The sequence below is a fragment of the Nocardia sp. TBRC8007 genome (assembly GCF_056629435.1).
Genome location: NZ_JBWSOR010000069.1, coordinates 1 through 4,123 on the forward strand (window position 1 = coordinate 1; position 4,123 = coordinate 4,123).

Annotated in this window: 4 protein-coding genes; all 4 read left to right on the forward strand. The window is 59.3% G+C overall.

Translation table 11 applies throughout. The features are described 5' to 3' along the window. Positions 1-83: 83 nt before the first annotated feature. The 4 genes from ACX4ZE_RS22485 to ACX4ZE_RS22500 all read left to right on the forward strand — a co-directional run bounded on the left by ACX4ZE_RS22485 (position 84) and on the right by ACX4ZE_RS22500 (position 4,088). Positions 84-443, forward strand: coding sequence for an IS3 family transposase (locus ACX4ZE_RS22485; protein ID WP_480275455.1), 360 nt, complete (start codon positions 84-86; stop codon positions 441-443). Positions 444-627: 184 nt separating this feature from the next. After that, a complete protein-coding gene (locus ACX4ZE_RS22490; protein ID WP_480275456.1) occupies positions 628-1,104 on the forward strand; it encodes a helix-turn-helix domain-containing protein in 477 nt (158 codons plus the stop codon). A gap of 684 nt (positions 1,105-1,788) precedes the next feature. Further along, positions 1,789-2,049, forward strand: coding sequence for a hypothetical protein (locus ACX4ZE_RS22495; RefSeq protein ID WP_480275457.1), 261 nt, complete (start codon positions 1,789-1,791; stop codon positions 2,047-2,049). Positions 2,050-2,252: 203 nt separating this feature from the next. Beyond that, positions 2,253-4,088 carry a hypothetical protein gene (locus ACX4ZE_RS22500; protein WP_480275458.1) on the forward strand — a complete coding sequence of 612 codons (1,836 nt, stop codon included), beginning with the start codon at positions 2,253-2,255 and terminating at the stop codon, positions 4,086-4,088. Positions 4,089-4,123 lie beyond the last annotated feature (35 nt).

Genomic DNA, 4,123 nt, shown 5'->3' on the forward strand with positions numbered 1-4,123 from the left:
AGACTCTGAAGGCGGCCTCGGTTTTCTTCGTGCGGGAGATCGACCTGCGCCGCCGTTGATCTGCGCGTTCATCGATAGTATGCGTGCACGAGGTTACCGGGTCGATCCGATCTGTCGCGTGCTCTCCCGAGCAGGGCGTGCAGGTCGCCGGACGCACCTATCGGAGCTGGAAGACCGCGCCTGCCTCGGCGCGGACGGTGTCCGAGGCGTATGTGACCGACGCGCTGTTGGCCACCATCGGAACACCGGAAGGCATGTACGGGCGCCGCAAGATGACCCTGTATCTGCGTCGTCAGGGTTTCCGGGTCGGGATCGGCACCGTCGACCGTCGCATGCGTGAGCAGGGCCTGTCGGGGGTGGTCCGCGGTGGCAGACACCGCACCACGATCGCCGGGAAAGGGGCAGGGCATCGCCGTGCCCCGGATCTGCTCGACCGCGCCTAACCGACCGGATCGGTAGCGGCTTTCGCATGCAGGATCGAGGCTAGGACCTATAGCCGATAGGCTATGCCCGATCGGGGCGACCTCTCTGGCGGGCCCCCGACATCTCGAAGGTGCGCTCTTCTTGGGATAGGCAATGCAATCCATCGTTTCTAGCGTTGGGCCACGTCTACCGAGAGGAACGGTTATGACCCAGGCACCGACCGTCTCTAAATACGAAGATGCATCCGTCGTCGATATCGTCAGCCATCGGCAGTTCGTCGAGGAGCCCGCTGTAGCCGAAGTGAGCGAGCACCTTCACCATGCGGTCACTCGAGCAATCTGCTTCATGCAGGACAACCTGGCCGAGCCGATCACAGCTGATGAGATCGCTAGAACCGCACTGTTCAGTAAGTATCATTTCACGCGTGTTTTCCAGAGAGTAACTGGGGACTCCCCGGGTCGCTACCTCACCGAACTCAGGTTCGAGCGTGCCCGTGAACTGCTGCTATCTACTGACCTCAAGGTTGTCGACATCTCCTACGAGGTCGGGTTCGCGAGTGTCGGTACCTTCAGTACCCGGTTCCGCGAACGTACTGGCGTGTCGCCGAGCGCTTTCCGGCAGCACTTCCGAACCACGACCCCCCGAGCAGTCTATGAGCGGCTACCGGTCCGGTGCAAATAGCCTGAGCCTTATCTGGAGCAGCTACCCGACAGCCAACAACGAGTCGATGGCCATGAGGTATATAGTGCGGCGTGGCTTGACTGCGCTTCCTGAATCGAACAGCCGTATCGACGGCGGCTCGAGAATGCTTCTGGCACACTTTCCGTGATCGAGTCGAATGTGTCAGCCGTTGAGAAGTATTCGTTTGCGGAACAAGATATACCCGGTTTGTCTGTACATCTGAGTTCGAGCATCTGATCCGATTGATATGCGCTTCGGCAGCAGTGGAGCTGTATGACAGAGTCGGCCCATTCCTGGTCGCAGCATGACTGGTGTCCAGCCTTGATCTGCGGGAAGGATGTGGTTCGCAGTGTAGAGCGAAGCCTGTGGTGTCAGCGGTCCGTCTTGTGAGGGGTGGGTGACTAGAGTGTAGAGCCGCCGAAATCACGGTGACGGCCATGAAAGACAGTGAAGGCCTGGAAGACGCAGGTGCCGAGGAACTCTCCGGTATGTAGGCGCGGAACGGCCCGTCAGTGGCGGAGGGGACTGGTGAGGCCAAGAGAACTTACGCTAGCTCCGAGCTTCGATCTCGTACGTTGATGTACCTAAAGATTCCAGTAGTCGGAAAAGGAGGACTCTGTCTTGGTTAACCGGCAACAGCGTGTCGCGTGCACGCCGGTGGTCCTCCATGCAAGGATGACGCGCATGGCTGGAGTAAAGCGCCTGGCGTACACCCCGAAGACGTACGGCTTCAAGCTGCATCGAAACATCGACAGGTTGATCGATGAACTGGCCGCTGCTGAAACTGGTGGTGATCGGAGCAGGCTGCTGACATTGTTGGTATGCGAGCGGTGCGGAGTTCAAGTCGAAGAGATTCTTGTGCCTGACGAGCAGAACCAGGATGTACTACCAACGAGTAGTAGGAGCCAGGAGGTTTCGAAGAAGAGGAGGAAGTCGGTCGCGTAGTCAGGGGGGCTGCTCACAACGAGATAACGCCTCACGGTGAGACGACGCAGCGTACTGGACGTCTAAATGAACAATCGACCGGGTTAGCCACATGGAAGGAAGCCCTCGGCCACACACAGCCGAGAGCTTCCGGTACGTCCATGGGAGATGAGTTTGCCCTCTCATCTCCGCAGTGCACCCCCTCAGCAACGAAAGGCCACACCTTGCTGAAGGAATCCAGGGTCGAGGATACCTCACGCTCAAAATCCAGTTCAACTGGAACCGCGAAGCGTGTCGAAAACTCGCCCTCCTCGGAACAGAGCAGCGGGCCTCCACCGCCACCAGACCTCGAACTTCGAGAGCTGGACCAAGTCATCTATACCGGTCCGTATGTGCTCATCGACGTCGAGAACCGCTCGCCTCGTCGTACTCGCTCCCTCGAGGAGGCGTACGCCTCGATTGGGAAAGGCGAAGTGGTCACTGCAGGTGGAACGCTGCGGCCCGATATCCTCGGAGCTGATATAGACCCTTTGCCCGGCGATGCCGTACTGGGCGACGCCGTCGCCGAAATTCTTGTGGCGTGGCTGCATACTCAGGACCTGAAGTACGTCGCACGCGAATCCGGCCGGCCAGGAGGGCGGCATGTCATCGGGGCCTGTGCCTCACAAAAGCAGGCGGAACAGTGGAACCAGCTGTGCGAGAAACTTACAGAAGATTACGGCGTTCCCGTCGATAACCGTTCAGGCGGCGTTCTGCGCCTGCTGAATGCACCGCATCGCAAGAGCTATGCCTGCCGTGTTCTCGGCGGAACGCTGACTTCGGCGGCTGTTCACCGCAATCTCACTGCGGTGAAGTGTGCGTCGCAGCCTCGTCGTCGCCGTCAGTTAGGCGCGACAACCGGCCCGGATACTTCTCGTTCGGCACGCGAATACGGTCAAGTATGCGCGATGGTCCGCAGCGGCTACACGGCAGCGCAAGCGTGGGAAGTCCAGAACCGATCCGGCACAAAGGCTTCCGAACGTGGAGAACACCGTTGGAGGCGGTATGTCTGGGTCGACGCCCACACAATAGTGTGCGCCGAACAAGGTTTAACGATGGAGCAAGCATGGCATCGCGTGAGCTCTGCGAGCCCGGCTGTATGCCGCAAAATCGGCAGGAAGAAGTGGCGGCGCATTTGGGATCGGGCCGCTGATCAGGCAGCGCTTCAGCGCCCTCGTCGTCAGCGTCCCGTAGAGACTGCCGCCGACAATGCTCAGATTGCCGCAGTGTCGGCTGGATTGAAGGCCGCTCTCGAGACGACCGAACTCGGAGTCCGCCCACAACGGCGGAGGAACTGCGAGATCCTTCTACTGAATCTGGCACCTGTCTTCATTCGACGAGAAGGGTCGATCTCCTTACGCGACATCGCGCTGCGCGCAAGCATCGATGTAAAGACTGTACGCGCATGCCGCGACCTACTCATTGAGCAGGGACTCCTCATAACAACACACCATTACAACGGGGGGGCAAAGGATTGTCACGCTTACGCTATCGGACCCAAAGCTCAACGCTTCGTTGATGCAGAGCTTTCGAAAAATTCCCCCACTTGTCCGCAGGACACCCCCCGCCGGCCCCCCACCGGCCGCGCCAATCGCACCTTGCTGCGCCGCCGCTTTACCCGCGAACGCCACCACTGGCGCACCCGGTGCGCCGCTCTCGAGGACCTCCCTCCCGGAGAAACTCTCGCAACGAGTTCTTCTCCAGCAGTGAAGGCCTACCGCTCACTGCGCTATCAACAGCGCTGGTGGCGTGCCCTGACATGTGAGCAACAAGAAGGCCGCCGAACCGCACGCAGGCAGACCCTGGAGGCTCTGACACCCTCCATGCGTTCAGCCTGGTTCAACTGGCTGAACGAGCGGGCTAGGATAGCAGACACAGTTTCCAGAGTCTCAGAAGGTTCGTTCACAGAAGAAGATCGCGAGATGCTGGCACTTGCACCGAGAACAGTTCACATGGGGTTGCAGGATCCAGAATGGCAAGGAAGAGATCAAATGAGTTTCCAGCTAGCACTGGCTGTTTAGCTTGTATTCTCAGATCGAAAAGAACACATCTTCAC

Excerpts from the sequence above, each read along its gene's own strand:
- ACX4ZE_RS22495 (WP_480275457.1), top strand. The coding sequence starts at position 1,789 with ATGGCTGGAGTAAAGCGCCTGGCGTACACCCCGAAGACGTACGGCTTC.
- ACX4ZE_RS22490 (WP_480275456.1), top strand. The coding sequence starts at position 628 with ATGACCCAGGCACCGACCGTCTCTAAATACGAAGATGCATCCGTCGTC.